The organism is Marivivens donghaensis (assembly GCF_011806565.1).
Classification (GTDB): Bacteria; Pseudomonadota; Alphaproteobacteria; order Rhodobacterales; family Rhodobacteraceae; genus Marivivens; species Marivivens donghaensis_A.
Genome location: NZ_JAATOP010000001.1, coordinates 162338 through 187039, shown reverse-complemented (window position 1 = coordinate 187039; position 24702 = coordinate 162338). Strand labels below are relative to the sequence as shown.

23 protein-coding genes are annotated in these 24702 nt (G+C 61.4%); 14 read left to right on the top strand and 9 right to left on the bottom strand.

Translation table 11 applies throughout. The features are described from left to right. The first annotated feature begins 1 nt into the window (after position 1). A complete protein-coding gene (locus HCZ30_RS00925; protein WP_167635886.1) occupies positions 2–847 on the top strand; it encodes an AraC family transcriptional regulator in 846 nt (281 codons plus the stop codon). On the opposite strand, the gene HCZ30_RS00920 is transcribed toward HCZ30_RS00925, so the two are convergent. The 4 genes from HCZ30_RS00920 to HCZ30_RS00905 form a co-directional block, all read right to left on the bottom strand. Beyond that, positions 848–1516: a DUF1523 family protein gene (locus HCZ30_RS00920; protein ID WP_167635885.1), complete on the bottom strand. Its 669-nt coding sequence runs from the start codon at positions 1514–1516 to the stop codon at positions 848–850. A gap of 7 nt (positions 1517–1523) precedes the next feature. Next, a complete protein-coding gene (locus tag HCZ30_RS00915) occupies positions 1524–1790 on the bottom strand; it encodes a hypothetical protein (protein WP_167635884.1) in 267 nt (88 codons plus the stop codon). Positions 1791–1796: 6 nt separating this feature from the next. Next, positions 1797–2126 (bottom strand): hypothetical protein, encoded by a 330-nt coding sequence (locus tag HCZ30_RS00910; protein ID WP_167635883.1) that lies wholly within the window; start codon positions 2124–2126, stop codon positions 1797–1799. A 196-nt stretch (positions 2127–2322) separates the two neighbouring features. After that, complete coding sequence (locus tag HCZ30_RS00905) at positions 2323–3192, bottom strand: L,D-transpeptidase (RefSeq protein ID WP_167635882.1); 870 nt, start codon at positions 3190–3192, stop codon at positions 2323–2325. A 221-nt stretch (positions 3193–3413) separates the two neighbouring features. On the opposite strand from HCZ30_RS00905, the gene HCZ30_RS00900 reads away from it, so the two are divergent. Further along, on the top strand, positions 3414–3836 hold the full coding sequence (locus tag HCZ30_RS00900; RefSeq protein WP_167635881.1) for a hypothetical protein: 423 nt from the start codon (positions 3414–3416) through the stop codon (positions 3834–3836). Here the strand turns inward: HCZ30_RS00900 and HCZ30_RS00895 are convergent. Further along, on the bottom strand, positions 3833–4615 hold the full coding sequence (locus HCZ30_RS00895) for an alpha/beta hydrolase (RefSeq protein WP_167635880.1): 783 nt from the start codon (positions 4613–4615) through the stop codon (positions 3833–3835). The two genes, HCZ30_RS00900 and HCZ30_RS00895, sit on opposite strands and share 4 nt — an antisense overlap. Positions 4616–4686: 71 nt before the next feature. On the opposite strand from HCZ30_RS00895, the gene HCZ30_RS00890 reads away from it, so the two are divergent. The 3 genes from HCZ30_RS00890 to HCZ30_RS00880 all read left to right on the top strand — a co-directional run bounded on the left by HCZ30_RS00890 (position 4687) and on the right by HCZ30_RS00880 (position 9237). Then, positions 4687–6165 carry an NAD-dependent succinate-semialdehyde dehydrogenase gene (locus tag HCZ30_RS00890; RefSeq protein WP_167635879.1) on the top strand — a complete coding sequence of 493 codons (1479 nt, stop codon included), beginning with the start codon at positions 4687–4689 and terminating at the stop codon, positions 6163–6165. 142 nt (positions 6166–6307) lie between these two features. Beyond that, a complete protein-coding gene (locus HCZ30_RS00885; RefSeq protein ID WP_167635878.1) occupies positions 6308–8467 on the top strand; it encodes an esterase-like activity of phytase family protein in 2160 nt (719 codons plus the stop codon). 155 nt (positions 8468–8622) lie between these two features. Beyond that, complete coding sequence (locus HCZ30_RS00880; protein WP_167635877.1) at positions 8623–9237, top strand: class I SAM-dependent methyltransferase; 615 nt, start codon at positions 8623–8625, stop codon at positions 9235–9237. A gap of 31 nt (positions 9238–9268) precedes the next feature. Here HCZ30_RS00880 and purU read toward each other — a convergent pair whose 3' ends face one another. From purU to HCZ30_RS00865, 3 genes are all read right to left on the bottom strand, one after another. Beyond that, positions 9269–10153 carry a formyltetrahydrofolate deformylase gene (gene purU, locus HCZ30_RS00875; RefSeq protein WP_167635876.1) on the bottom strand — a complete coding sequence of 295 codons (885 nt, stop codon included), beginning with the start codon at positions 10151–10153 and terminating at the stop codon, positions 9269–9271. A 195-nt stretch (positions 10154–10348) separates the two neighbouring features. Continuing rightward, on the bottom strand, positions 10349–11095 hold the full coding sequence (locus HCZ30_RS00870) for a hydroxypyruvate isomerase family protein (RefSeq protein ID WP_167635875.1): 747 nt from the start codon (positions 11093–11095) through the stop codon (positions 10349–10351). Beyond that, a complete protein-coding gene (locus HCZ30_RS00865; protein ID WP_167635874.1) occupies positions 11096–11659 on the bottom strand; it encodes a DUF1285 domain-containing protein in 564 nt (187 codons plus the stop codon). A gap of 68 nt (positions 11660–11727) precedes the next feature. On the opposite strand from HCZ30_RS00865, the gene HCZ30_RS00860 reads away from it, so the two are divergent. From HCZ30_RS00860 to HCZ30_RS00845, 4 genes are read left to right on the top strand one after another with little or no spacing between them, the layout of a single operon-like run. After that, the gene (locus tag HCZ30_RS00860) at positions 11728–12732 is read left to right on the top strand and encodes an AAA family ATPase (protein ID WP_167635873.1); all 1005 of its coding nucleotides are present in this window, start codon (positions 11728–11730) and stop codon (positions 12730–12732) included. Continuing rightward, on the top strand, positions 12729–13601 hold the full coding sequence (locus HCZ30_RS00855) for a DUF58 domain-containing protein (protein ID WP_167635872.1): 873 nt from the start codon (positions 12729–12731) through the stop codon (positions 13599–13601). Before HCZ30_RS00860 ends, HCZ30_RS00855 begins: the two co-directional genes overlap by 4 nt. Then, complete coding sequence (locus HCZ30_RS00850) at positions 13601–16336, top strand: DUF4159 domain-containing protein (RefSeq protein WP_167635871.1); 2736 nt, start codon at positions 13601–13603, stop codon at positions 16334–16336. Before HCZ30_RS00855 ends, HCZ30_RS00850 begins: the two co-directional genes overlap by 1 nt. Next, positions 16336–18399, top strand: a complete 2064-nt coding sequence (locus tag HCZ30_RS00845) for a hypothetical protein (RefSeq protein ID WP_167635870.1) — start codon at positions 16336–16338, stop codon at positions 18397–18399. Before HCZ30_RS00850 ends, HCZ30_RS00845 begins: the two co-directional genes overlap by 1 nt. Here HCZ30_RS00845 and HCZ30_RS00840 read toward each other — a convergent pair. Continuing rightward, positions 18396–19085: a DUF599 domain-containing protein gene (locus tag HCZ30_RS00840; protein ID WP_167635869.1), complete on the bottom strand. Its 690-nt coding sequence runs from the start codon at positions 19083–19085 to the stop codon at positions 18396–18398. The two genes, HCZ30_RS00845 and HCZ30_RS00840, sit on opposite strands and share 4 nt — an antisense overlap. 84 nt (positions 19086–19169) lie before the next feature. Here HCZ30_RS00840 and HCZ30_RS00835 point away from each other — a divergent pair, with 84 nt between their 5' ends. The 5 genes from HCZ30_RS00835 (at position 19170) to HCZ30_RS00815 (ending at position 24518) form a co-directional block, all read left to right on the top strand. After that, on the top strand, positions 19170–20645 hold the full coding sequence (locus HCZ30_RS00835; RefSeq protein ID WP_167635868.1) for an FAD-linked oxidase C-terminal domain-containing protein: 1476 nt from the start codon (positions 19170–19172) through the stop codon (positions 20643–20645). Positions 20646–20663: 18 nt separating this feature from the next. Further along, positions 20664–21779, top strand: coding sequence for an FAD-binding protein (locus HCZ30_RS00830; RefSeq protein WP_167635867.1), 1116 nt, complete (start codon positions 20664–20666; stop codon positions 21777–21779). Next, positions 21779–23086, top strand: a complete 1308-nt coding sequence (glcF, locus tag HCZ30_RS00825; RefSeq protein WP_167635866.1) for a glycolate oxidase subunit GlcF — start codon at positions 21779–21781, stop codon at positions 23084–23086. Before HCZ30_RS00830 ends, glcF begins: the two co-directional genes overlap by 1 nt. A 42-nt stretch (positions 23087–23128) precedes the next feature. Continuing rightward, positions 23129–23926, top strand: a complete 798-nt coding sequence (locus tag HCZ30_RS00820; protein WP_167635865.1) for a trypsin-like serine peptidase — start codon at positions 23129–23131, stop codon at positions 23924–23926. A gap of 124 nt (positions 23927–24050) precedes the next feature. After that, positions 24051–24518 (top strand): Hsp20 family protein, encoded by a 468-nt coding sequence (locus HCZ30_RS00815; RefSeq protein WP_167635864.1) that lies wholly within the window; start codon positions 24051–24053, stop codon positions 24516–24518. Positions 24519–24702: the final 184 nt, after the last annotated feature.

Sequence of the window (24702 nt, the reverse complement as noted above, 5' to 3'; positions counted from 1 at the left end):
CATGTCGGTGCTGCTACTCAAATCTGACGCTGTCCTTCCGGCGGGCGGACATTGGGCGCTTTCGCGGGCTCTGCTGTCCAAGCGGAAGCCCAAGAGCTTGCATCAACACGATTTCTACGAATTGATCTGGGTCCAGAACGGCAAGCTGCGCCACCACCTCGAGGACCGTCACGAGGATCTGCTGGAAGGTTCGCTGCTTTTCGTGCAGCCGCAGCATATTCACGCCCTTCAGGGACGCGGTGAAGAGGCGATGGCCGTTTCGGTGAGCTTTTCCGCCGATCTGATCGCCAGCCTGCTGTCGCGACATCCCGAATTAAACGGGCGGTTCTTCTGGGCCAATGCGCCCCGTCCTATCCGCGTGTTGCGTGATAGCCGCCAGATGGCCGATCTGAACCGCGCCGCGATGTTGATGGAGCGTCAGTCCGCTTCGTCGCTCGCCGCTGAAGCATTCCTGCTGCCGCTGCTTTCATCGTTGATGGCAGAGCAGGTTCCGCTGCCCTCAGAAGCGCCCGACTGGCTGATGCGCGCCTGCAACGCCGCCAAAGAACCCGCGATTTTCCGCGACGGTGCTGCTGGTTTTGTTCGTGTCACAGGCCGCGCCCATGCGCATGTCAGCCGTACGGCGCGTCATTTCCTCGGGCAGAGCCCTTCGGAATACATTAACGAAATCCGGATGCAGCACGCCGCGCGAATGCTGACGGGTTCGGGCGACAGCCTCGCCGAGATTGCCGCCGATTGCGGTATCCCGAACCTCAGCCACTTTCACAGGTTGTTCCTGTCCTACCACAAGATGACGCCAGCGCAGTTCCGGCGTCAGTTCCAGACGAACGCGATCCAGCCCGCCTGATTACTTGCGATTGCGCCAGCGGTTGAAGCGCGATTTCCGCTCTGCGATGCCCGCTTCCATACGGTCCACACCATTGCCTGCGCGGCCCAGCGCAGGGTCCATCACACGTTCGCGGAACTGGAACCAGACGCGGCGGGTGAACAGTATGAAGATCGCCAGCGCGATAAAGAAGATGATGTTGAACCACGGAATGATGGTCACGTCAGGGCCATCGACAGGCTTGATCCGCACGGCATTCGGGAACGTGGTCAGGAAGCGGTTGCGCCAGCCGTATTTGGTGATGACGACCCACTGCGGATTGGCGGAGGTCGATGTGTATTCCTGCGCCTCGCCTTGCAGATCGCGGCTGTCGAATTTGAAGTACGGCGGCCAGATCCAGCCTGTGTCCTCGTTGCGATAGATCATGATGTCGTTCGCTTCGGAACCGCGGATAAGGCCGAACAGATAGGTCGGGCGGCGCACCGTATTAATGAACAGCACGTCCCGCGAGCCGAGGTCGGCGTTACCGCTTTCAGGCTGGGCGTAGAACATTCTGTTCCAGCGGCTGAAGTCCTGACGGATGACTTCCGTCCCCGTGATGCGCGCGATGTCGTGCTGCGGAAGCACGTAGTCGAAAAACGGCAGCAAGAGCACCACGAGCACAGCGCGGAAAATCATCCGGAAAGACATATCGACCTCAGTTCGTCACAAAATAAATCACCGCCACGGTGACGGCTGGAATAATATAGACCAGCAGGATCAGCTTTTTACGAAAACTGCGTTCATAGCGGGTCATGTTCTCGGCGATATAGGCTTCCCGCGCGTTGGGATCACCCCCGAGATTGGTCGCATCCCACGATTTTTCGAGCTTCTCGCGTCTGACGGACCGCGAATAGACGGAAACAACGAGGTAGAACGCTGACAGGATCAGGCCGAAGCCCGCGAGAAAGACGATGAACCGCACCGGCCCTTACCAGACCACCTTGCTCCAGTGTCGGGGCAAATTCGCGATCGAGAGCACCAGGACCGGCCCCCACAGCAGCGCGGAAATCGCGGCGAGCGGGACGAAGTGTTCAAGCACGGCCGTGAAGCCCGCGTCGAGCAGCTCGAAAATCGGGAAACCTTGGATCACGTAGAGGCCGATGAAAAAACAGATGCCGATCAGCATCATTACGAGGATCGAGATGACGGCATTGATGGCAAGCGGTTTGAGGCCTTCGGGCAGAAACTTGGCGATGAGCTGCGGGATGAGCCATCCAACGACGGCCAATGCGACGGCAGGTAATAGAATTGCGTACAAAGGTCGCCTCCCACTGGCGTCTGGCTTCGGCAATAAGCTGGACTCTACGAGCCGCACATTCAACCTCGACGTTCCTCAGAACCCGACTTCTATACCAAAGTGTGAGTTAAATGTGCGTGATCGTGAGAAATTAGGTTCATTAAAATAAAAAGCCGAAGGATTACTCCTCCGGCTTTCGCTTTGATGTCATTTCAACTCAAGCCGAGTCGTCAGTGGCATGTTCGCCTTCAAGTTCGACCTCGGCATCAGCCGGAAGTTCGCCGTTGGCGATTTCGTCGGCGATAATTTCAGCAATCGGACGGTCAGCGGCAATGGCCTCGTCGCTGTAGATCTCATCGGGGTCGACGTGACGCGCAGGCATTTCCATACCGCGGTTGTAGTACTCGTCCTCGATGTCGATGGAGTCGGCCTCGCTGCGCATCACAACGCGGGTTCCCAGCGGAACCTGCTCGAACAGGTGGATGATGTCCTGATTGAACATGCGGATACAGCCTGCGGAACCGGAGTTACCAATAGAAGCGAGGTCGTTGGTTCCGTGGATACGGAAGTACGTGTCACGGTCTCCGCGATAGAGGTAAAGCGCACGCGCACCGAGCGGGCTACGTAGACCGCCGGGGATGCCGCCGCTGAAGGGGCCGTAAACGTCAGGCTCGTTGCGGAGCATGTTCGCGGTCGGGGTCCAGCCCGGCCACTCCACCTTGCGCTTGATCACGGTGTCGGTGCGGATCGAACGGCCAAGACGGCCAACGGCAATGGGATAGCGCCATGCGGTGCCGTCCTCCATGATCCAGTAGAGGAACTTGGCGTAGATATCGACTTCGATCTGACCGGGTTCGGCGGGTCCGGTATACTGGACAAGGAAACGGCGGTTCGGCGTGTCGAGGTATTCCGACGGGACCGCAGCAACCGCGTAACCGTTGTCGATGATCGTCTCATAGCCCGGCACAACAACATTCTGCGGCTGGGGTTCTTCGACGGGTTCGGGCTCGGGGGCGCATGCTGCTGCGAGTGACAGGGCCAGAACGGCAAACAGCGGCTTAAAAATCTTCAAACGGAGGTCTTTCATTCTGTTTTGTCCGTAGTCGTACGTTGCGGACCAATACCATTCGGATGCCAATGGGCAAATGTATACGGCAAGTCTGACGCGCAGTGTGGTTTTGATGTATGATATCACGAAGGTGTTAAGTTCTTTTGTAGTATAACTAGGTGGGGAGCCCTCTTGGACAAACGATAAACCGATCTAGCTGTCCATCTGGAGTGGTGCTTTGCACCAAGGGAGAGAACGTAATGAGTATCATCAAGGAACTGATTGACCCCGCAGCACTGCCGGAAGATGAGCCGGAACTGCCGCAGCCCAGCCCCGAAGGAACCGTGCGAGTCCATGTATTTGCTGGACATTTCGACAGCGAGGCTGACCTCTTCGGTTATTGTTTCGACACCGAGGGCCCCGACAGTCCGGAGATGCTGACCCGCGATCTTCCGGGTGCCTATATCGACACGAATTATGTTGCGACAGGCTACGGCACCCGCGTCGAAGAAGCGCTGGCGGACTTTTTCGACCCCGTTGATGCCGCAAATATCAGCAACGGGATCGGTGATGCCAACGCCGTCGTGATCGTGTCGGAACACGCATTCGGCGGGTTTCCCTACACCCTCGGCAACACGCCAAAGCTCGACTACGTCTGCGAAAGGTTCGTCGAACTGCCCTAAGCGAGCAGCGTCCGGCAAAGGGCGCTCTGCGCATCCGCGAGCCCGTCGATGACGTCAAAGTGGTGCCGATCGGGTTCAATCGTGATCGGCACATCCCATTTATCCGCCAGCATTTGCCCTTGCGAAAGGAACACGGGCCTTTCATTCGCCCCCACCCAGACATGCCCCGGACAGACGGGTTTGTGGCTGACGGGACTTTCGGCGGCAGCCTCATCAGGATCGAGGCACAGATCCTCGTTCATAGTAGTTTCCTGAAGCGGCGCTAGGTCGGCCAGAGGAGAAATCGCCACGACCCGCGCCAGACGATCCTGCCAGTCCAGCCGTTCGTCATTGCAGGCCATACGCGCTACCAGATGCCCGCCAGCGGAATGGCCCGTCAGATAGATCGGGCCATCGACCTTCGCCGCAGCAACGGTAATCGCGCGGCGGATCTGGCGGGTGATGTCGGCAATCCGGACGGTCGGGCAGAGGCTGTAGGACGGCATCGCGACCGCATAGCCTGCTGACAGAGGCCCCTCTGCCAGATGTGACCAGTCGGCACGATCGAACGCCAGCCAGTAGCCCCCGTGCACGAACACGACGAGGCCCTTTGCCTTGCCTTCAGGAACAAAGAGGTCGAACTTCTCGCGCTCGCCCTCGCCATACGGAATGCCCGCATCGAGTCGGCTTGCGTGTGTTTTGCGGAATTCTGCCGCTTCGGACTGCCATCGCGGCGGATAGCCCGCAGCCCCTTCGATGTAAGCACCGTTTGCGAATTCGTCGTCGCGATTATTTGGCATATCTCCACCGTAATCACTGGACCTTTGCGGTCCCTTTGCGTTGAATGTGATCAAATTATTCGGAGAAAGTCATGTCTGCTTCGGCAACAAACCTGAAATCCCTGTTGTCCAATCCTGATCTGGTCATGGACAAGGCTTATATCAACGGTCAATGGGTCGACGCGCGGAATGGCGCCACTTTCGACGTGGTGAACCCCGCCCGTGGCGACGTGATCGCCAAGATCCCCGATCTGTCCCGCGAAGAGACAGGCGAAGTCATTGATGCCGCTTACAAAGCGCAAAAGGACTGGGCCAAGAAAACCGGCAAGGACCGCGCGAAAATCCTGCGCAAATGGTTCGACCTGATGATGGCCAACCAAGAAGACCTCGCCATCATCATGACCGCCGAACAGGGCAAACCGCTGGCTGAAAGCCGCGGCGAGATCGCATACGGCGCGTCGTTCGTCGAATGGTTCGGTGAAGAGGCAAAGCGCGTTTACGGCGAAACCATCCCCGGTCACATGGCCGACAAACGCATCACCGTCATCAAGCAGCCCATCGGCGTTGCCGCAGGCATCACGCCGTGGAACTTCCCCAACGCGATGATCGCCCGCAAGGTCGCGCCTGCCCTCGCCGCTGGGTGTTCGTTCGTCATCCGTCCCGCCTCGCAGACGCCGCTGTCGGCGCTGGCGATGGCCAAGCTCGGCGAAGAAGCAGGCATCCCCGCAGGTGTGTTCTCGGTCGTGACTTCCGAAGACGCCTCGGGCGTGGGTAAAGAGTTCTGCGAAAACCCGAAGGTACGCAAACTGACATTCACCGGCTCGACCGAAGTTGGCCGCATCCTGCTGCGTCAGGCTGCCGATCAGGTCATGAAGTGCTCGATGGAGCTTGGCGGCAACGCGCCGTTCATCGTTTTTGACGACGCCGACATCGACGAAGCGGTCAAAGGCGCCATCGCCTGTAAATTCCGCAACAACGGCCAGACCTGCGTTTGTGCGAATCGCATCTACGTACAGGACGGCGTATACGATGCCTTCAGCGCGAAGCTGAAAGAAGCCGTCGAGGCGCTGAAAGTCGGTGACGGCCTGAGCGAAGGCACCGACCTTGGCCCGCTGATCGAACCCAAGGCCATCGACAAGGTCAAAGACCACCTCGCCGATGCGCTCTCGAAGGGCGGCAAGGTTCTGACGGGCGGCGAAATGGCTCCAGAGGGCGGCCAGTTCTTCCTGCCGACCATCATCTGCGACGCGACGCAGGACATGAAGGTCGCCCGCGAAGAAACTTTCGGCCCGTTCGCGCCGCTCTTCCGCTTCAAGGACGAAGACGAGGTTATCGAGATGGCGAACGACACTATCTTCGGCCTCGCCTCCTACTTCTACGCCAAAGACCTCAGCCGCGTGATCAAGGTTCAGGAAGCGCTGGAGTACGGCATCGTGGGCGTGAACACCGGCATCATCTCGACCGAAGTCGCCCCGTTCGGCGGTGTGAAGCAGTCCGGCCTTGGCCGCGAAGGCAGCCACCACGGTATCGAGGATTACCTCGAACTGAAGTACATCTGCACCAACGTCTGAGCGCAGACCTAACCGAACAAAGGCCCCCGCCCGCCCTGCGTGTGGGGGCTTTTCTTTTTACAATTGTGTCATCCAACTCTCACGCAGCTGTCACGTCTTGCGGCCACCTCCGTGCCACTGTCCATTTGACCCAGAGAGTAGCATGACCATCAAGACCGTCTGCCTGACCTCGATCCTCGCTCTGACTGCAGGCAGCGCCATGGCCGAGATGAACTTCAACCGCATTTCTTCGTTCGCCACGCCGCATAACATGGCCGAAGGCGAAGACATGTCGCAGGAAACCTCGGCCGAGATCATTTCTGCCTCCGCAGACGGCATGACCATCGTCTATTCCGACAGCCCGCTCGGTGTGATCGGCATGATCGACATCACCGACCCGAAGAACCCGCAGCCCAAGGGCAACGTGGCTGTCGACGGTGAACCGACCGCAGTTTCGGTCATCGGCAACACCGCGTTTGCTGGCGTGAACACCTCGGAAAGCTACACCGCGCCGTCGGGCAAGCTGGTGTCCATCGACCTCGCTTCGGGCGAAATCACCAGTGAGTGTGACCTCGGTGGCCAGCCGGATTCGACCGCTGTCGCAAAGGACGGATCGTTCGTTGCTGTCGCGATCGAAAACGAGCGTGACGAAGACCTCGGCGATGGCCGCGTCGGTCAGGCTCCGGGCGGTTACATGGTCAAGGTCATGGTCGAAGACGAAGCCATCGTCTGCGACAGCCTGATGAAAATCGACGTCTCGGGTCTGACCGAGATCGCACCGGAAGATCCGGAGCCGGAATTCGTTGACGTGAACAGCCTCGGCGAGATCGCTGTCACCCTGCAAGAAAACAACGCTATCGTCGTCATCGGCGCCGACGGCGAAGTCATGAACCAGTTCTCCGCCGGTTCGGTCGATCTGGAAAACATCGACGCCACCGACGAGCGCGGCGCGCTGATCTTCACCGAAAGCCAGATGGGCCGCCTGCGTGAACCCGACGGCCTCCAGTGGATCGACGACAACCACTTTGCCATCGCCAACGAAGGCGACATGGACGGCGGCTCGCGTGGCTTCACTATCTTCAACAAGGATGGCACCGTCGTTTACGAGGCCGGCACCTCGTTCGAAGAAGCCATCATTCAGGCCGGCCACTATCCGGACAAGCGTTCGGACGCCAAGGGTAACGAACCCGAAGGCATGGAATTCGCTGTCTTCGGCGACACCCCGTACCTGTTCATCCTGTCCGAGCGTTCCTCGATGGTCGGCGTCTACGACGTGACCGATCCGGCGGCTCCGGTCCTCAAGAACCTGCTCCCGTCGGGCATTTCGCCGGAAGGCGCGATCGCAATCCCGTCGCGCAACCTGCTCGTTACCGCGAACGAGACCGACCTGACCGAAGAGGGCGGCGCACGCGCTCACGTCATGGTCTACGAACTGCAAGGCGCTCCGGCTGCCTACCCGCAGCTGACCTCGGAAGGTGCAGACGAGTTGATCGGTTGGGGCGCGATCTCGGGCATGGTCGCGGGCGAAGACGGCATGGTCTATGCGGTCAACGACAGCTTCTACAGCTACCAGCCGACCATCTTTACCATCGACACCAATCAGACCCCGGCCCGCATCATATCGGCGCTGCCCGTCACCCGTGGCGGCTATCCGGCGCAGAAGCTGGACATGGAAGGCATCACGCTCGACGGTGAAGGTGGCTTTTGGGTCGCGTCCGAAGGCCGTACCGACCGCATGGTTCCGCATGGCATCTACCACATCAACGCAGACGGCGAGATCGAAGAAGAAATCTCGCTGCCCGCAGAACTGCTGGCAGTCGAGAAGCGCTACGGCTTCGAAGGCGTCACCATGATTGGCGACACCCTGTGGATGGCCGTTCAGCGCGAATGGGCCGATGACGCCGAAAACGTCGTCAAGCTCGTGGCCTACAACACCGATAGCGAAGAATGGGGCGCCGTTTCGTTCCAGAAAGACCAAGCCGAAAACGGTTGGGTCGGCCTGTCGGAAATCACCGCGCACGGCGACTACGTCTACCTGATCGAGCGTGATAACCAGATCGGTGAAGCTGCCGCGATCAAACAGATCGTCCGCGTGCCTGCTGCGGAAATGGTCGCCGCAGCGCTCGGCAACGAACTGCCGGTTGTCAGCAAAGAAGTCGTCCGCGACCTGATCCCCGATCTGGCTGCAAACGGCGGCTACGTTGTCGACAAGATCGAGGGTCTGGCGATTTTCGAGGACGGCACGACTTGGGTGTCGACCGACAACGACGGCGTCGATGACAGCTCGGGCGAGACGTTCTTCTGGACCATCGGCCAGATGTAAGTCACGCAATTCGGACTTTACAGCAGGGGCCCTTCGGGGCCCTTGTTTCGTTGGGGGTTTTATGGGGCTTTGCCCCCTCTGCCCTCTGGGCATTCACCCCCAAGGTATTTTTATCAAAGTGAATAGAGCGCGAATTGATCTGGAAGGTTTAAGGCATGACGGCGAAGACACCGAAATTCTGGAACTGGATGGCCGAGCGCTATGCCAAGTCGCCGATCGCGGACGAGGCGTCCTATCAGGCGAAGCTGGCCAAGACGTTGGAGTATGTCGACCAGAACACCCGCGTCGGCGAACTTGGCTGCGGCACCGGATCGACCGCGATCTTCATCGCGCCGCATGTTCGGGAGATCGTGGCGTCCGACTTCGCCGAGAACATGATCGCCATTGCACGGCGGAAGGCCGAAGCCGCAGGGCTGACGAATGCCGATTTCCGCGTGGGCTCGATGGAGGTTCTGGACGGTCAGTTTGATGCGTTTCTCTGCCACAGCATTCTACATCTCGTGCATAATCCGCAGGACATCATCGCCGAGGCTTCTTCCAAGCTGAAACCGGGCGGCGTGCTGATCAGTTCAACCGCATGTGTTGCGGATATGGGCGTGGGGATGAAGATCCTGCTGCCGTTCCTGCGCTGGCCATGGCTGGGGCTGACGCCTTACGCGCGAACCAAGCACGAAATGCGGGCAATGTACCGCAAGGCCGGACTGGAGATTATCCATGACTGGCAGCCGGGCAAGAAAGCGGCGCTGTTTTTGATCGGTCGGAAGAACTGAAAAGGGCGGGGAAATCCCCGCCCTTCGTTTATTAGCCCATACGCTCGGATGCGTAGCCGCCCGGGCTTGCCGGGAAGACGACGGTTTTGTCGCCATTAAGGAACACGCGGCGCTGGACGTGCGCCTGAATCGCGCGGGAGAGGACCTGCGCTTCGACATCGCGGCCGAGCGAGACGTAGTCTTCCGGCGACTGGGCGTGGGTAACGCGTACAACATCCTGTTCGATGATCGGACCTTCGTCGAGGTCGGCGGTCACGTAGTGCGAGGTCGCACCGATCAGCTTCACGCCCTTCTCGAACGCCTGCTTGTAGGGGTTCGCGCCCTTGAACGACGGCAGGAACGAGTGGTGGATGTTGATGATGCGGCCGGACATCTTCTGGCACATCGCATCCGAAAGGATCTGCATGTAGCGCGCGAGGACGATCAGCTCTGCGCCCGAATCCTCGACCACCTGCATGATCTGGGCTTCGGCCTGCGGCTTGTTCTCTTTGGTGACTTTGATGCAGTGGAACGGGATGTCGTTGTTCACGACGACCTTCTGGTAGTCCATGTGGTTCGAGATCACAGCCACGATGTCGATCGGCAGGCCGCCGATTTTCCAGCGGTACAGCAGGTCGTTCAGGCAGTGGCCGAAACGGGAGACCATGATGACGACTTTGGTCTTCGCACCGTCGACGAAGAAATCGTAGTCCATGTCGAATTCGGCGCCGGTGGCCTCAAAGCCTTTGGTCAGCTCTTCGAGGGTCATACCGGTTTCGGCGGTGAAGCTGGCGCGCAGGAAGAATTTGCCAGTTTTCTGGTCGTCGAACTGGGCAGTGTCGGTGATGTTGCAACCGTTATCCGCCATGTAGTTGGCAACGGCCGCGACGATTCCGCGGGTCGATTTGCAGGTCACTGTAAGAACGTATTTCGACATGGTGGTCTCCGGTATGCTTTCGCTGGCTATTACAGACAGCCCACGCAGATTCCATTGAACAGGAACGCCGTTTTTCAGCCATTTGCGGCATTTTGTGTCGTCGCGGGGAAACGTCCGCTCCGATTGTTGCGTTTTGGAACGGATTGTAGACCTGCGTTTCCTTTCGGAACGGTACCGGAATACCGAACGGCGACCTCAAGTTGCAGCTTTCACCCATGAGAGGCCATCAGTCGTCAGGCCGCTGGGGTTGTACTCTCCACTGACATAGCCGCCATATCCGTCTGCGCGGAGGCGGTCGAAAAACGCTTCGTGATTTTCCGGCTCATGCCTGTGCGGCGCGCCGCCGATCTGAACGTGGGTCACGCGGTGACCGACACGGTCCCAGACCTTCACAATATCGCCCTCCATCATCGCGGCGTGGAAGCTGTCGAACAGCAGAGACAGGTTTGGGGCGGCGACCTCGTCGAGAATGCGGACGGCTTCGTCGAAATCACTTAGGAAATAGCCAGGCATCGAGGTTTGGTTGATCGGCTCGATCAGCAGTGACATATGCGGGGCTTGCTCTGCCGCCCAGCGCAGGTTCTCGACGTAGGTCTGCCGCGCCTCTGCGCCCTCGGCGCTGCCGGACATGATGTGCATTCGGGTCACGCCCAGCGCCTTGGCAAAGCGCAGCGCGCGGGGAAAATCGCGGCGGAAGCGGTCCTGCAAGGCAGGCACGGCGGCCCAGCCCCGCTCGCCGCCAGTATAGTTCGGCGGCGGGCAGTTCATCGTGATGAGCTGCATGTCGTACTTGGCCAAGCGCGACAGGATGTCGTTCGCCGGATCGTCGTAGGGAAACTGGACTTCGACCGCAGTAAAGCCCGCCTTGCCCGCAGCGTCGATACGCTCCAGAAGGCCACCCGCTTCGGGGAAGAGCAGCGAAAGGTTGGCGCAGGTTTTCATTTAGTCCCTGAGTTCTGCCGCAGGAATGATCGGGAAAAACGTCCCGCCGGAGCTGACGCCGAACATGCCGTTCTGCTCTTCACCCAGATCGACGAGGCGGTAGAACGACTTGCGGTCGATCAGCGCTTCGAGGTTACGGCGGATCAGGATGTAAGGCGACGGCTCACCGTCCTCGTCGCGGACAACACGGATCGGATGCTCTGGCCCCGCGACCACGCTGTCACCGACGTTGGTCACGAAACGCAGGCCGTCGTCTTCGGGCTCGAAATCGACGGCGACGAAGGGCGCATCGTCGACTTTGATCCCCACCTTCTCGACCGGCGTAACAAGAAAGTAGTCGTCGCCGTCCTTGCGGATGATCGACGCGAACAAATTCACCAGCGGCTGCCTGCCGATGGGCGTGCCGAGATAGAACCACGTTCCATCACGCGCGATACGCATATCGATGTCGCCGCAAAAAGGCGGGTTCCATTTATCGACAGGTGGCGGCCCCTTTTTGGAGGCAGCCTTGGCCGAGGCCGCTATGTTATCTGCCGAAGGTGTCACAATCTTTTGTGTCATCATGCTTTTCCGATTGGGAGCCGGTCTGTTATCTGGTTCACTGATAGATATAGGTCATAAGGAGCATTGTCATGGCTGCACCCGCCGATCTGGTGGCAGAGATTGAATCTCTGGGACAGAAACTGGGGCAAGCGCGGGAAAGTATCGCCAGACGCTTCATCGGACAGGACCGCGTTGTCGACCTCGTCCTCGCTTCCCTTATCTCGGGCGGCCACGCACTGCTGATCGGCCTTCCGGGGCTGGGTAAAACGCGCCTTGTGCAGACGCTTTCGACCGTGATGGGGCTGGACGAAAACCGCGTCCAGTTCACGCCGGACCTGATGCCTGCGGATATTCTTGGCTCCGAGGTGCTGGAAACCGCTGCCGACAGCACCCGCGCGTTCCGCTTCGTTCCCGGTCCGATTTTCTGCCAGCTTCTGATGGCGGACGAGATCAATCGTGCCTCGCCGCGCACCCAGTCCGCCCTTTTGCAAGCGATGCAGGAACGCGAGGTGACGATTGCAGGCGAGCACCGCCCGCTTGGTCGCCCTTTCCACGTTCTGGCAACCCAGAACCCGCTCGAACAGGAAGGCACCTACCCGCTGCCCGAAGCGCAGCTCGACCGTTTTCTGCTTTCCATCGATGTCCCCTATCCCACCCGCGATGCGGAGCGTGATATCCTGCTGGCAACGACCGGCGTCGAAGAGGACGAGGCCCACGCTGTCTTTACCGCTGACGAACTTCTTGCCGCGCAGGCGCTCCTGCGCCGGATGCCTGTCGGTGAGGCCATCGTTGATATGATCCTCGACCTCGTGCGCTCCTGCCGCCCTGATGCCGACGCACCCGAAGCCATTCGCCAGAACGTCTCGTGGGGCCCCGGCCCTCGTGCGGCTCAGGCGCTGATGCTGACGGCCCGCGCTCACGCGCTGATGAACGGCCGCCTGTCGCCCTCGCCCGAGGACGTGCTGGCCATGGCCGAGCCTGTCCTGTCGCACCGCATGGCGCTGACCTTCGCGGCCCGTGCGCGTGGTGAAAGCCTGCCCGCCATCATCGACACCGTCGCTCGCTCCGTCACCCGCACCGGAGTTGCTGCGTGACCGATCCGCTGGCCCTGCGAGCGGAGGCCGAACACCTAGCCTCCCCCATGCCGACGCTTCTCGCCGAGGCAGAGCATCTGGCGACCACCGTGATCCTCGGGGAACACGGTCGGCGCCGTGCAGGGCTTGGCGATACATTCTGGCAATACCGCCCCGCGCAGGACCACGACGAAGCGCGCCTGATCGACTGGCGCCGCTCGGCCCGCTCCGATTCCACCTTCGTGCAAGATAAGGAATGGCAGATCGCGCAGTCGGTGCTGCTCTGGATCGACCGTAGTGCGTCGATGGGATTCACGTCGCTGAAATCGGGCGAGACCAAGGGCCACCGCGCCCGCGTCCTCGCTCTGGCGACGTCGATCCTGATGGTGCGCGGTGGTGAACGTGTGGGCCTCACGGGGCTGCGCCTGCCGCCCCGCCGCGGAGCCCAGCAGATCGAACAAATGGCGAGCATTCTGGCCGAGGACGAGACGACCGAATACGGCTCGCCCGCCACGGACGGGATGCTGCCGCACTCGCGCGCGCTGTTCATTTCGGATTTCCTCGGCGATCTGTCGGGGGTGGAGGACGCCCTGCTCCGTGCCGCAGATCGCGGTGTCGGCGGCGCGCTGTTGCAGATCCTCGACCCGCAGGAAGAAGAGTTTCCCTTCGACGGTCGCACGATCTTTGAATCGATGGGCGGCAATCTGAAACACGAAACACTCCGCGCCCGTGACCTGAAGGCCGAATACCTCGAACGTCTGGCAGAGCGCAAAGACCGCCTCGCCCATCTGGCCCGTACCGCCGGTTGGCAATTCCACACCCACCACACGATGCAGAGCGCAATGAGCGCCCTTTTGTGGCTTTTCGGCGCGTTGGAGCGCAAGCGCTGATGTTCCAGATCGGTCCTCTTGGCTTTGCCCAACCATGGCTTCTGCTTGCAGCGATTGCGCTGCCGCTGCTGATCATACTGCTCCGCGCCATCCCGCCCGCACCGATCCGCCGCCGTTTTCCCGGCGTTGCTCTGCTGCTCGGACTGAACGACGACAGCGTGCAGACCGACCGCACGCCGTGGTGGCTCCTGCTGCTGCGGATGATGGCACTCGCCGCGATTATCGTTGGTTTCGCTGGCCCAGTCCTGAACCCCGAAAACCGCGAACAGGGCAGCGGTCCGCTCCTGATCCTCACCGATGGTAGCTGGGCGGAGGCGAACGACTGGACCGCCCGCATGTCACGTATCGAGGCGCTCGTCGCCAACGCCGGTCGTCAGGGTCGCACCATTGCAGTCGCGTCGCTCACCGACCTGCCCGCCGACGGCCCCGTTTTCCAAAGCGCCGAAGCCGCCGAGCGTATGATCGGTGCGATTCGCCCTAATGCTTGGCTGCCGGACGATACAGAAGTGACCGAATGGGTCGCCGCGCTGGATAGCGATTTCGACACCTACTGGCTGTCCGATGGCCTCGGCCGCCCGAGCCGCAGCGTGATCGCCGACCTTGATGACCACGGCGCTGTCACCGTTTTCGAACGCCTGCGCCCCGTGTACGGCCTGCATCCCGCCCGCTTTGATGATGGCGCGATCCGTCTCGATGTGCTGCGCTCCCTGCCGACCGAAGACCCTGTGACCATCGCCGCAATCGGGCGCGATCCGGCGGGAGTAGAGCGAGAGCTATCCCGCCAGCCTTTGACCTTCCCCGAAGGCGCATTGACCGCGAGGCTCACCTTCGAGCTGCCTCCCGAAATTCGCAACCGTCTGACCCGTTTCGAAATCGTCGGCCAGCCCACCGCAGGCGCTGTGTCGCTCACCGACGACAGTCTTAAACGCCGCGAGATTGCACTGATCCCCGCCGGCGCATCGCAGGAGGGTCTGCAACTGCTTTCGCCGCTCCACTATCTGCGCGAAGCGCTTGCCCCGAATGCCGAACTGATCGAAGTCCCGCTCGCCGATGCGATCCCTGCCAACCCTGACATCATCATCCTGACCGACACCGCCGCCCTGCCCCAGCAAGAGGCCGAGGCGCTGTCCGCCTGGGTTGATGACGGCGGGATGCTGGTGCGTTTTGCCGGTCCACGCCTCGCCAGTTCCGACATCAGCCGCACGGGCGAAGACGACCTGCTGCCCGTTCGCCTCCGGACCGGCGGCCGTACGGTCGGCGGCACGATGAGCTGGGGAGAACCGAAGGCGCTAGCCCCGTTCAAGGACGGCTCGCCGTTCGTCGGCCTGCAAATCCCTGGCGACGTCACCGTGTCCACCCAAGTCGTCGCCCAGCCCGACCCGACGCTCGCCGACCGCGTCATCGCCGAGCTTGCCGACGGCACCCCGCTCGTCACCCGCAAGGAAAGCGGCGCAGGCCAGATCGTTCTGTTCCACGTCACTGCGAACGCCGAATGGTCGACCTTGCCGCTCTCGGGCCTGTTCCCCGCGATGCTTGAACGGCTCGCCATCGCCGTCCGCCCCGCCGCGCCCGATGCAGCGGAGTTCGAGGGCACGATCTGGTCACTCGACCAACGCCTGCTGGCTGACGGCTGCTTGGCGCGCGAGGATGAAACCGTTGCCTATGAGGGCGAGATCGTCGCCACGGGCAAAGTCGGCCCCGATCTGCCGCCTGGCCTTTATCGTGGTCAGGATCGCCTGCTTGCAGTGAACACCATCACTGCCGACCAGAGACTGACCGCCGCCAACTGGCCGGCCGGCACCGACATCGAACGCCCCCAAGCGGCAGAGGAGCGTGACTTGTCCGCTTGGTTCCTAGTCTCCGCGCTGGTTCTGCTGACCCTCGACGTCATCGGCACCCTCGGCCTGACGGGGCGTCTGCGCCATGCGGCGACAGTATTGATCGCGCTGCTCATCCTCCAGCCGCACCCTTCGCAGGCGCAGGACGACGACCTGATCCGCGCCGCCTCCGAAGTCGTGCTTGCCCACGTTCTGACAGGCGATGACGGTCTGGACGAGATGGCTCACCAAGGACTTTACGGCCTGTCCGATATGCTTTTCCGCCGCACCTCCGTCGAACCCGGCCGCCCCATGGGCGTCGATCTGGAAACCGACGAGCTGTCCGTCTTTCCGTTGCTCTATTGGCCCGTGAATGCGGACCAACCACTGCCCAGCGCCGAGGCTTACGCTAAGCTTAACCGCTATCTCGCGACGGGCGGCATGATCCTTTTCGACACCCGCGACGCTGACCGTGCAACCTATGGCAACACCACCGCCGAGGGGCGCAAGCTGCAAACAATTGCGGCGGGGCTCGATATTCCTCCGCTGGAGCCCGTACCTGCAGACCACATCCTGACCCGCACGTTCTATCTGCTTCAGGATTTCCCGGGTCGCTATAACGGGCAGATCTGGGCCGAGGCGTCGGACCCCGCCGCCCAGCAGATCGAAGGGATGCCGTTCCGCAATCTCAACGACGGCGTCACGCCCGTCGTCATCGGCGGCAACGATTGGGCTGCGGCTTGGGCAGCAAATGACTATGGCCAGCCGATTTACCCCGTCGGTCGCGGCTCCGCAGGGCAGCAGCAGCGCGAGATTTCCTACCGTTTCGGCATCAACCTCGTGATGAATGTGCTGACGGGTAACTACAAATCCGATCAGGTCCACGTGCCTGATCTACTCGACCGATTGGGGCAGTGATGACCGGTAATATCGTCTTCGCCCCCCTGATCGCGTGGCCCGTTTTCTGGGCTATTCTGGCGCTTGCCGTGTTGACGGTCGGCCTGACTGTCTGGCGCCGCATGGCGGGCTGGTGGCTGCGTGCGCTTGGCGCGATTGCCCTCCTCATCGCCATTGCCAACCCCGCTTACCAGAGCGAGGAACGGCAAGAACTTTCGGACATCGTCATCGCCGTGATCGACCGCAGCGCAAGCCAGCAGGTCTCCACCCGCCCGGACCAGACGACCGAGGCGCTGGAGACACTCCGCAACCGCATCGCCCGCCTGCCGAACACTGAACTGCGCGAAGTCATCGTTGGCGATGCCGAGGGAGACGCTGGTACCGAAGCGATGACCGCCCTGACCGCCGCGCTTGCCGAAGAGCCGATGAGCCGTGTCGCGGGTGTATTCTTCCTGTCGGACGGACGCATTCACGACATGGAGATGGCGCCAGACGTTCCCGCGCCGGTGCACCTGCTGCAATCGGGCGAGCCTGACGACTGGGACCGCCGCCTCGTGGTCAGCAATGCGCCTGCCTTCGCCATCATTGGCGAGCCCGTGACGCTGACCCTGATGGTCGAGGATCAAGGCCGCGCGCCCGCAGCGGCCTTTGCACCGCTGACGATTTCCATTGACGGACAAGAGCCGCTCGAATTCGAAATCCCACTCGGTCAGTCCATCGACCTGCCGATCACCCTGCCTCACGGCGGGATGAACGTGCTCGAATTCCGTACGCCGACCGTTGACGGCGAACTGACCGACCGCAACAATGCCGCCGTCATCCAGATGAACGGCGTGCGAGACCGCCTCCGCGTCCTCCTCGTGTCGGGCGAACCGCATCCGGGCGAGCGCACATGGCGCAACCTGCTGAAATCCGACAGTGCGGTGGACCTCGTACACTTCACCATTCTCCGCCCGCCAGAAAAGCAGGACGGCGTGCCGGTGGACGAGATGTCGCTGATCGCCTTCCCGACCCGCGAGCTGTTCCAGGAGAAGATCGAGGAGTTCGACCTCATCATCTTTGACCGCTACCGCCGTCGCGGCATCCTGCCGAATAGCTACTTCAACAACATCACGAATTACGTGCTGAACGGCGGCGCGCTGCTGGTCTCCGCAGGCCCCGAATACGGCAGCGCGGACAGTATTTTCCGCTCCGGCCTTGGCGATATCCTCCCTGGTGTGCCGACAAGCCGCGTCGTCGAGGAGCCGTATCTGCCCAACGTGACCGACATTGGCGAACGCCATCCTGTGACCGAGGGCCTCGAACAGTTCGCGGGCGGCACTGACACCGACACGCCGTGGGGCCGTTGGCTGCGCCAGATCGACGTGAATGCGGCCAAGAACAGCACCGTTGTCATGTCGGGCATCAATGACCGCCCGCTGCTCATGCTTGGCCGCGAAGGCGAGGGCCGCGTGGCGCTGATCGCATCCGACCATTCGTGGCTCTGGGATCGCGGCTATGAGGGCGGCGGCCCGCAGCTCGAACTGTTGCGCCGCCTTGCGCACTGGATGATGAAGGAACCCGAGCTGGAAGAAGAAGCACTCTGGGCCGACGTTTCCGGCCAGACGCTCCACATCATTCGCCGCACCCTGACCGAGGGCGTGGGTAGCGTGACGATCACCAAACCTGACGGCACTGTCGAGACACTGACGCTGAACCAGACCGATCCGGGCCGTTATGAACTGGAGTACGATGCAAAACAGATGGGTCTTTACCGTCTGAGCGAAGGCGACCTGACCGCCGTCGTCGGTGTCGGCCCTGCCGCACCGAAAGAGTTCGAGCAGACCATCGCGACCGACGAAGTGATCGAACCCATCCAAGCCGCCACCGGCGGCGGCACGTTGGAAATGTCGGACGGTCCGTTCAACATCCGCGCCGTAGATGCAGGGCGTCTGGCAGCGGGCAGCAACTGGCTCGGCATCACACCGCGCGGCGCATATCGCACGACCTCGCTGTCGGTCACGCCGCTTGTGCCCGCTTGGCTTTTCCTGATGCTTGCAGGATTGCTAATCCTCGGCGCGTGGCTCCGTGAAGGGCGCCGTTAATCGCGCATCAGGATGTCGCGCGGAGCCGAGTAAAACTCGCGCGACAAGAGCAGATAGAGCACCGCGACGGTGGCCAGAAACAGCGCCACCGCGCCGAACAGCCAGCCCAAAGCGCCCAGCGCGAAATACATCGACCGCAGACCGCGGGTGAAGTTGATCGACGCGCGGATGTTCAGGTCAGCGGCACGCAATGCAGCGCGGCGACCGCCCTCGGCTCCGGGTGCGCCAAGCGATCCCATGACCACGGCGCAGTAGCCGAACAGGCGGTGCGACCAGACGAATTTCAGGAAGGCTGTGGTCAGGAAAAAGCCCACAAGGATCAGCTTGATCTGCCAGACAAAGACCGGCGCGTCCTCCGCGATCAACTCGACCGCCACACCGCGCAGCGGATCGACGTTGCCGATCAGCGCCATCAGACCACCGATCGCGAGGATCGAGGTCGAGGCAAAGAACGAGGTCCCTTGCCGTAAGGTGCCGATGATCTGCGCATCGAAAATTCGGTTCTCGCGCCGCTCGCAAGCGGCCATCCAAGACCGACGGTAATCGGCCATCATCGACGAAACCGACGGCCAGCCGCTCGGCGGATGCTCGATCGAATAACCAGCCGCAGCCCACGCGAGCAGAATGAATACTGCCGCGATGCCATCTCCGAAGCTCAGAAGAGCGAGGTGTTCCCATACCGTCATGGCGCGCACATTAGCCGCAGTAAACAGGACTTGCGAGAAAATCTTATTGGTTATATTTTCTTACCAATTGGACAGGAGTCAGCCATGGACATGCCCAGCCCGAACGTCGCGCTCATCGCGAAAAAAGACCGGATCGTCAGTCGCTTGCGTGCGGTTCTACCCGACGACGCGGTCATTTCCGACATCGCCGAAACGCGTGCTTACGAGTGTGATGCACTGACCGCGTACCGCTGTCCGCCCCTTGTTGCAGTGCTTCCGGCCAATACTGCCGAGGTCTCCGCTGTCCTGAAAATCTGCCACGAGGAAGGCGTTCCGGTCGTCCCGCGCGGTGCAGGGACGTCGCTGGCCGGTGGAGCATTGCCGACCGCAGACTGCGTGATCCTCGGCGTTGCACGCATGAACGATGTGATCGAGGTCAATTATCCTGACCGCTTTATCAAGGTTCAGACCGGCCGCACGAACCTGTCGGTCACCGGCGCGGTCGAGCAGGACGGCTTCTTCTACGCACCAGACCCGTCGTCGCAGCTGGCCTGCGCGATTGCGGGGAATATCGCCATGAACTCCGGCGGGGCGCACTGTTTGAAGTACGGCGTGACCACGAACAATCTGCTTGGCGTGACGATGGTGCTGATGGACGGCACAGTGGTCGAAGTTGGCGGCGCGCATATGGATTCGGGCGGGCTTGATCTGCTCGGCGTCATTTGCGGGTCCGAGGGGCAACTCGGCGTTGTGACCGAGGCGACCCTGCGCATCCTGCCCAAACCCGAGGGCGCCCTGCCCGTCCTCATCGGTTATGACAGCAACGAGGTCGCGGGCCAGTGCGTCAGCGACATCATCAAGGCAGGCATCCTGCCCGTCGCCATCGAGTTCATGGACCGCCCCTGCATCGAGGCGACCGAAGCCTTTGCGAAAGCCGGCTACCCAATGTGCGAGGCGCTGCTGATCATCGAAGTCGAAGGCTCCGAAGGTGAAATCCGCGACCAGCTCGACCGCATCATGGCGATCGCCAAGACGCACAATCCGGTGGAGTTGCGCGAGGCGAAGGATGCGGATCAGGCTTACCGCATCTGGCTCGGCCGCAAGTCCGCGTTCGGCGCGATGGGGCAGATCAATGACTACATGTGTCTGGACGGGACGATCCCCGTGTCGGAACTCCCCTACGTGCTGCGCCGCATCGGCGAGATGTCTAAGGAGTACGGGCTCGGCGTCGGGAATGTGTTCCACGCAGGCGACGGCAACATGCACCCGCTGATCCTTTATAATGCGAATAAGCCCGGTGATCTGGAAAAGTGCGAGGCGTTCGGCGCGGACATCCTGAAGCTCTGCGTCGAGGTCGGCGGCTGCCTGACTGGCGAGCATGGCGTTGGCATCGAAAAGCGCGATCTGATGACTGTGCAATACGCGCCCGTTGATCTGGATCGCCAAATGGCGGTGAAGGACGTCTTTGATCCGCAATGGCTACTCAATCCGGCGAAGGTCTTTCCACTGGCATCGAGTGAGGCGCGGCGCGCTGGGGGCTCTGCCCCCTCTGCCTCCGGCATTCACCCCCGGGATATTTGAGACACAAAGGCGATGACGATGATGCCGAAGACAGAGCAGGAACTGGCCGAGTTGGTCGCGGGCGGCAGCGGGCCGTTCAGGATCGCAGGCGGCGGGACGCGGACGATTGGTTTGGCCGAGGGCGAGGCGTTGTCCACGCGGGGCTTGAGCGGCGTGAAACTGTACGAGCCGGGGTCGCTGACGCTGGTTGTCGGGGCGGGCACGCTGTTGTCCGAGGTCGAGGAACTGCTGGCGAGGGAAGGGCAGCGGCTGGCGTTCGAGGCGCCGTCCCTCGGCGGATTGCTGGGTGTTGAGGGTTACAGCACGATTGGCGGTGTTGTAGCCGCAAATGCCTCTGGCCCCCGCCGTATGGTTGCGGGTGCTGCGCGGGATTTCAGCCTTGGTGTGCGGTTCGTCGACGGGCGCGGCGAGGTTGTGAAGAACGGCGGGCGTGTGATGAAGAACGTCACGGGCTATGATCTGGTCAAGCTGATGTCGGGCAGTCACGGGACGCTCGGTGTGCTGTCCGAGGTGAGCTTGAAGACACAGCCCATGCCGGAGACGCAGGTATCGTTGGTGTACGAGGGGCTTTCGGCGGATCGCGCGGTAGCGATGATGTCAGCATCGCTCGGATCGCCGTTCGAAGTGTCAGGAGCGAGCCATTTACCCGAAGCAGGCGGCGCTGCGGCACGAACTGTGCTGCGGTTGGAAGGGTTCGAGAAATCGGTAGCCTATCGTTCAGGTTCATTGCAGGCGTTGCTGGCTCCATTCGGAGAGGCGGCCGTATTGGAGATAACGGATAGCGAGGCGCTGTGGCTTGGCATTCGTGACGTCCAGCGTTTCACGGCTGCCGAGGGTGACGTTTGGCGCATTTCGACCCAGCCGTCGACGGCGGCGGATATTGTGGCGGCGATCAACCCGCTTGATGCGTTTTACGACTGGGGCGGCGGCCTGATCTGGGCGCTGACCTCATCCGGCACAGACATCCGTGCGCACATAAAAAACGGTCATGCCACGTTGGTGCGCGCCGCCGAAGCCGACAAACGTCGCTTGGGTGTGTTCCCGCCCGAAAACGCGGTCGTTGCCAAATTGTCCGAAGGGCTGCGCCGACAATTCGATCCGGACGCAAAATTCAATCGCGGGATGATGGGCTGATGCAGACGAATTTCACCGAAGAGCAGCTCACCGATCCGGGAATCCAGCGGGCCCACCAGATTCTGCGCTCCTGCGTTCACTGCGGGTTCTGCACTGCGACTTGTCCGACGTATCAGGTGCTCGGCGATGAACTCGATAGTCCGCGCGGACGTATCTACCTGATCAAGGATATGCTCGAAAACGAGCGTGTGCCGGACGCGAAGACGGTCAAGCACATTGACCGTTGCCTGTCGTGCCTGTCCTGCATGACGACCTGTCCGTCGGGCGTGCACTACATGCATCTTGTCGACCATGCGCGCGCATATATCGAGCAGCGCTACAAGCGCCCATTCATGGACCGCGCCCTGCGATGGGTGCTGTCGCGTATCCTGCCGTATCCGAACCGGTTCCGTCTGGCGCTGTTGGGGGCCAAGATCGGGCGTCCGTTCCGCCGGTTCCTGCCCGATCCGCGTTTGCGTGCGATGCTCGAAATGGCACCGAAGCATATCCCTCCCGTCAGCCGCAATGACGACCCGCAGACCTTTGTCGTGGCAGAGCCGAAGATGCGCGTCGCGCTCATGACGGGCTGTGCGCAGAGGGCGCTCAACACGGACATCAACGATGCGACAATCCGCCTGCTGGGGCGGCTCGGCGTGGAAGTTGTCGTCGCCGAAGGCGCGGGCTGCTGCGGGGCGCTCACCCACCACATGGGCCGCGAGGACGAGAGCCACGCTGCCGCAGCGAAAAACATCCGCGCGTGGGCGGCAGAGATTGACGGCAAGGGCCTCGATGCCATCGTCATCAACACCTCGGGCTGTGGCACGACGGTGAAAGACTACGGGCATATGTTCCGCAACGATGCGCTGGCGACGGATGCCGAGCGCGTTTCATCTATCGCGATGGATATCACCGAACTGCTGTCCCGCCTTGAGCTGCCCGCCACCAATGCCCAGCCGCTCAAGGTCGCCTACCACGCCGCCTGCTCGCTCCAGCACGGTCAGCAGATCAAGGCCGCTCCGAAAGATCTGCTGCGAAAGGCAGGTTTCACGGTCCTTGAACCTGCGAACCCACACCTGTGCTGTGGCTCGGCTGGCACCTACAACCTCATGCAGCCCGAGATTTCGGGAGAACTGAAGCGACGCAAGGTCGGCACGCTGGAGGCGCTGAAACCCGATGTCATCAGCGCAGGCAACATCGGTTGCATGATGCAGATCGGCTCAGGCACAGGTGTTCCGGTCGTTCACACGGTCGAGCTGCTGGACTGGGCCACTGGCGGGCCAAAGCCGAAATCCCTCAGCGGGCAAGAAAGCGTTCCGATCCTGCGCTGAATTGGGCTAAACAGGTCCGTAAAAAAGAGCAGGCATAACACAATGCGAATCTTCGGACGGCTGGCTGTGGCGCTGGCCTTCTTTGCTACATCGTCATTGGCGCAGGACGGACGCCTCGTCCGCTTGTCCACAGGACAGGACAGCCGCGGCTGGGAAGCGGTCGGCCGCCTCGATATCGAAGGCAAAGGGTTCTGCACGGCCTCGCTCATCCGCGAAGATCTCGTCCTCACAGCCGCCCATTGCGTCTATGACCGAACGGGCGAACCCGTCGCAGCAGAGCGATTTACCTTCAACGCTGGCCTGCGCGAAGGACGCGCCGAAGCCTACCGCAACGTCCGCCGCGTCGTGGTGCATCCCGGCTATGTCTACCACAGCGGAGATACAGCGACCGAAGTCGCCCGCGATCTGGCGCTCCTGCAACTCGAACTTCCCATCCGCACCACGCGAATCCGGCCCTACGCTGTCGCATCCGACGCGATGCAGAACGAAGAGATCGGCGTGGTGTCATACGCCCGCGGACGCGAAGAGGCTCCGTCGCTACAAGACGTTTGCCGCGTGGTCGGCTCGCAGGAAGATATCCTGATCATGTCCTGCGAAGTGAACTTCGGCGCCTCCGGCTCCCCTGTTTTCCGCATCGCATCAGATGGCGCGAAGATCGTGTCGGTGGTCTCTGCCATGTCGGAACTCAAGGGCAACGCCGTCTCGCTCGGCACATCCCTCGGACGGCCCCTACAAGAACTCCTCGCTGCCTTCGACGGAACCACAGTCGACAGCGCCCGCCCGCGCGTCATCACCCCCGGCGAGCGTAACGACACAGGCGCGAAATTCATCCGCCCGTAAAGGGTCTTGAAACGCCGCCAAACCCTCCCCACTTCAATAAAACGGAACGCCCACAGAGGGTTCCGGTTTCAGGCCTGTCCATGTCGGAAGGCCATAGAAGTTGTCGCTCAATGGAGGATAACCCATGCGAACCTTTGATCTTGCACCGCTTTACCGTGCCACCGTCGGCTTTGACCAAATGGCCGAAATGATGGACCGCGTCCTGACTAACGACGCAAGCGCGCAGACCTACCCCCCGTACAATATCGAAAAGACCGACGAGCAAAGCTGGCGCATTTCGCTGGCCGTTGCTGGCTTCACCGATGAAGACCTGACCGTCGAAGTTCGCGAGAATGCACTTCTCGTGACCGGCAAGAAAGCCGAAGACGAAACCCCGCGCACCTACCTGCACCGCGGTATCGCCACCCGCGCATTCGAGCGCCGCTTCCACATCGCAGACCACGTCCGCGCTATTGGTGCGACCCACGAGAACGGTATGCTGCACATCGACCTCGTTCGCGAAGTGCCCGAAGCGCTAAAGCCGCGCCGTATCGAGATCGGCAAAGGTGCTTCCACCCAGAAAGAACTGGTCGACGCACAAACCGTCAACTGATGGCGTGAGGGGGCTGTCTGCCCCCCTCTTGGCCTCCGGCCAATTCACCCCCGAGGATATTTGCCGCACAAAGGCAGACCTTAGGGAGATTTTAACGAGTTCCTCCCAAGTTAGCTCGTGCGGTACAGGCGGGGACGCCGATGACCGCGCACGAAGGCGAAAGCCAAAGCCCGGCACGGTGGAA

Excerpts from the sequence above, each read along its gene's own strand:
- purU (WP_167635876.1), bottom strand. The coding sequence starts at position 10,153 with ATGTCGAAATACGTTCTTACAGTGACCTGCAAATCGACCCGCGGAATC.
- HCZ30_RS00920 (WP_167635885.1), bottom strand. The coding sequence starts at position 1,516 with ATGTCTTTCCGGATGATTTTCCGCGCTGTGCTCGTGGTGCTCTTGCTG.
- HCZ30_RS00860 (WP_167635873.1), top strand. The coding sequence starts at position 11,728 with ATGGCTGCACCCGCCGATCTGGTGGCAGAGATTGAATCTCTGGGACAG.
- HCZ30_RS00865 (WP_167635874.1), bottom strand. The coding sequence starts at position 11,659 with ATGATGACACAAAAGATTGTGACACCTTCGGCAGATAACATAGCGGCC.
- HCZ30_RS00900 (WP_167635881.1), top strand. The coding sequence starts at position 3,414 with ATGAGTATCATCAAGGAACTGATTGACCCCGCAGCACTGCCGGAAGAT.
- HCZ30_RS00845 (WP_167635870.1), top strand. The coding sequence starts at position 16,336 with ATGACCGGTAATATCGTCTTCGCCCCCCTGATCGCGTGGCCCGTTTTC.
- HCZ30_RS00820 (WP_167635865.1), top strand. The coding sequence starts at position 23,129 with ATGCGAATCTTCGGACGGCTGGCTGTGGCGCTGGCCTTCTTTGCTACA.
- HCZ30_RS00850 (WP_167635871.1), top strand. The coding sequence starts at position 13,601 with ATGTTCCAGATCGGTCCTCTTGGCTTTGCCCAACCATGGCTTCTGCTT.
- HCZ30_RS00815 (WP_167635864.1), top strand. The coding sequence starts at position 24,051 with ATGCGAACCTTTGATCTTGCACCGCTTTACCGTGCCACCGTCGGCTTT.
- glcF (WP_167635866.1), top strand. The coding sequence starts at position 21,779 with ATGCAGACGAATTTCACCGAAGAGCAGCTCACCGATCCGGGAATCCAG.
- HCZ30_RS00840 (WP_167635869.1), bottom strand. The coding sequence starts at position 19,085 with ATGACGGTATGGGAACACCTCGCTCTTCTGAGCTTCGGAGATGGCATC.
- HCZ30_RS00830 (WP_167635867.1), top strand. The coding sequence starts at position 20,664 with ATGATGCCGAAGACAGAGCAGGAACTGGCCGAGTTGGTCGCGGGCGGC.
- HCZ30_RS00835 (WP_167635868.1), top strand. The coding sequence starts at position 19,170 with ATGGACATGCCCAGCCCGAACGTCGCGCTCATCGCGAAAAAAGACCGG.
- HCZ30_RS00925 (WP_167635886.1), top strand. The coding sequence starts at position 2 with ATGTCGGTGCTGCTACTCAAATCTGACGCTGTCCTTCCGGCGGGCGGA.
- HCZ30_RS00880 (WP_167635877.1), top strand. The coding sequence starts at position 8,623 with ATGACGGCGAAGACACCGAAATTCTGGAACTGGATGGCCGAGCGCTAT.
- HCZ30_RS00895 (WP_167635880.1), bottom strand. The coding sequence starts at position 4,615 with ATGCCAAATAATCGCGACGACGAATTCGCAAACGGTGCTTACATCGAA.
- HCZ30_RS00870 (WP_167635875.1), bottom strand. The coding sequence starts at position 11,095 with ATGAAAACCTGCGCCAACCTTTCGCTGCTCTTCCCCGAAGCGGGTGGC.
- HCZ30_RS00885 (WP_167635878.1), top strand. The coding sequence starts at position 6,308 with ATGACCATCAAGACCGTCTGCCTGACCTCGATCCTCGCTCTGACTGCA.
- HCZ30_RS00890 (WP_167635879.1), top strand. The coding sequence starts at position 4,687 with ATGTCTGCTTCGGCAACAAACCTGAAATCCCTGTTGTCCAATCCTGAT.
- HCZ30_RS00905 (WP_167635882.1), bottom strand. The coding sequence starts at position 3,192 with ATGAAAGACCTCCGTTTGAAGATTTTTAAGCCGCTGTTTGCCGTTCTG.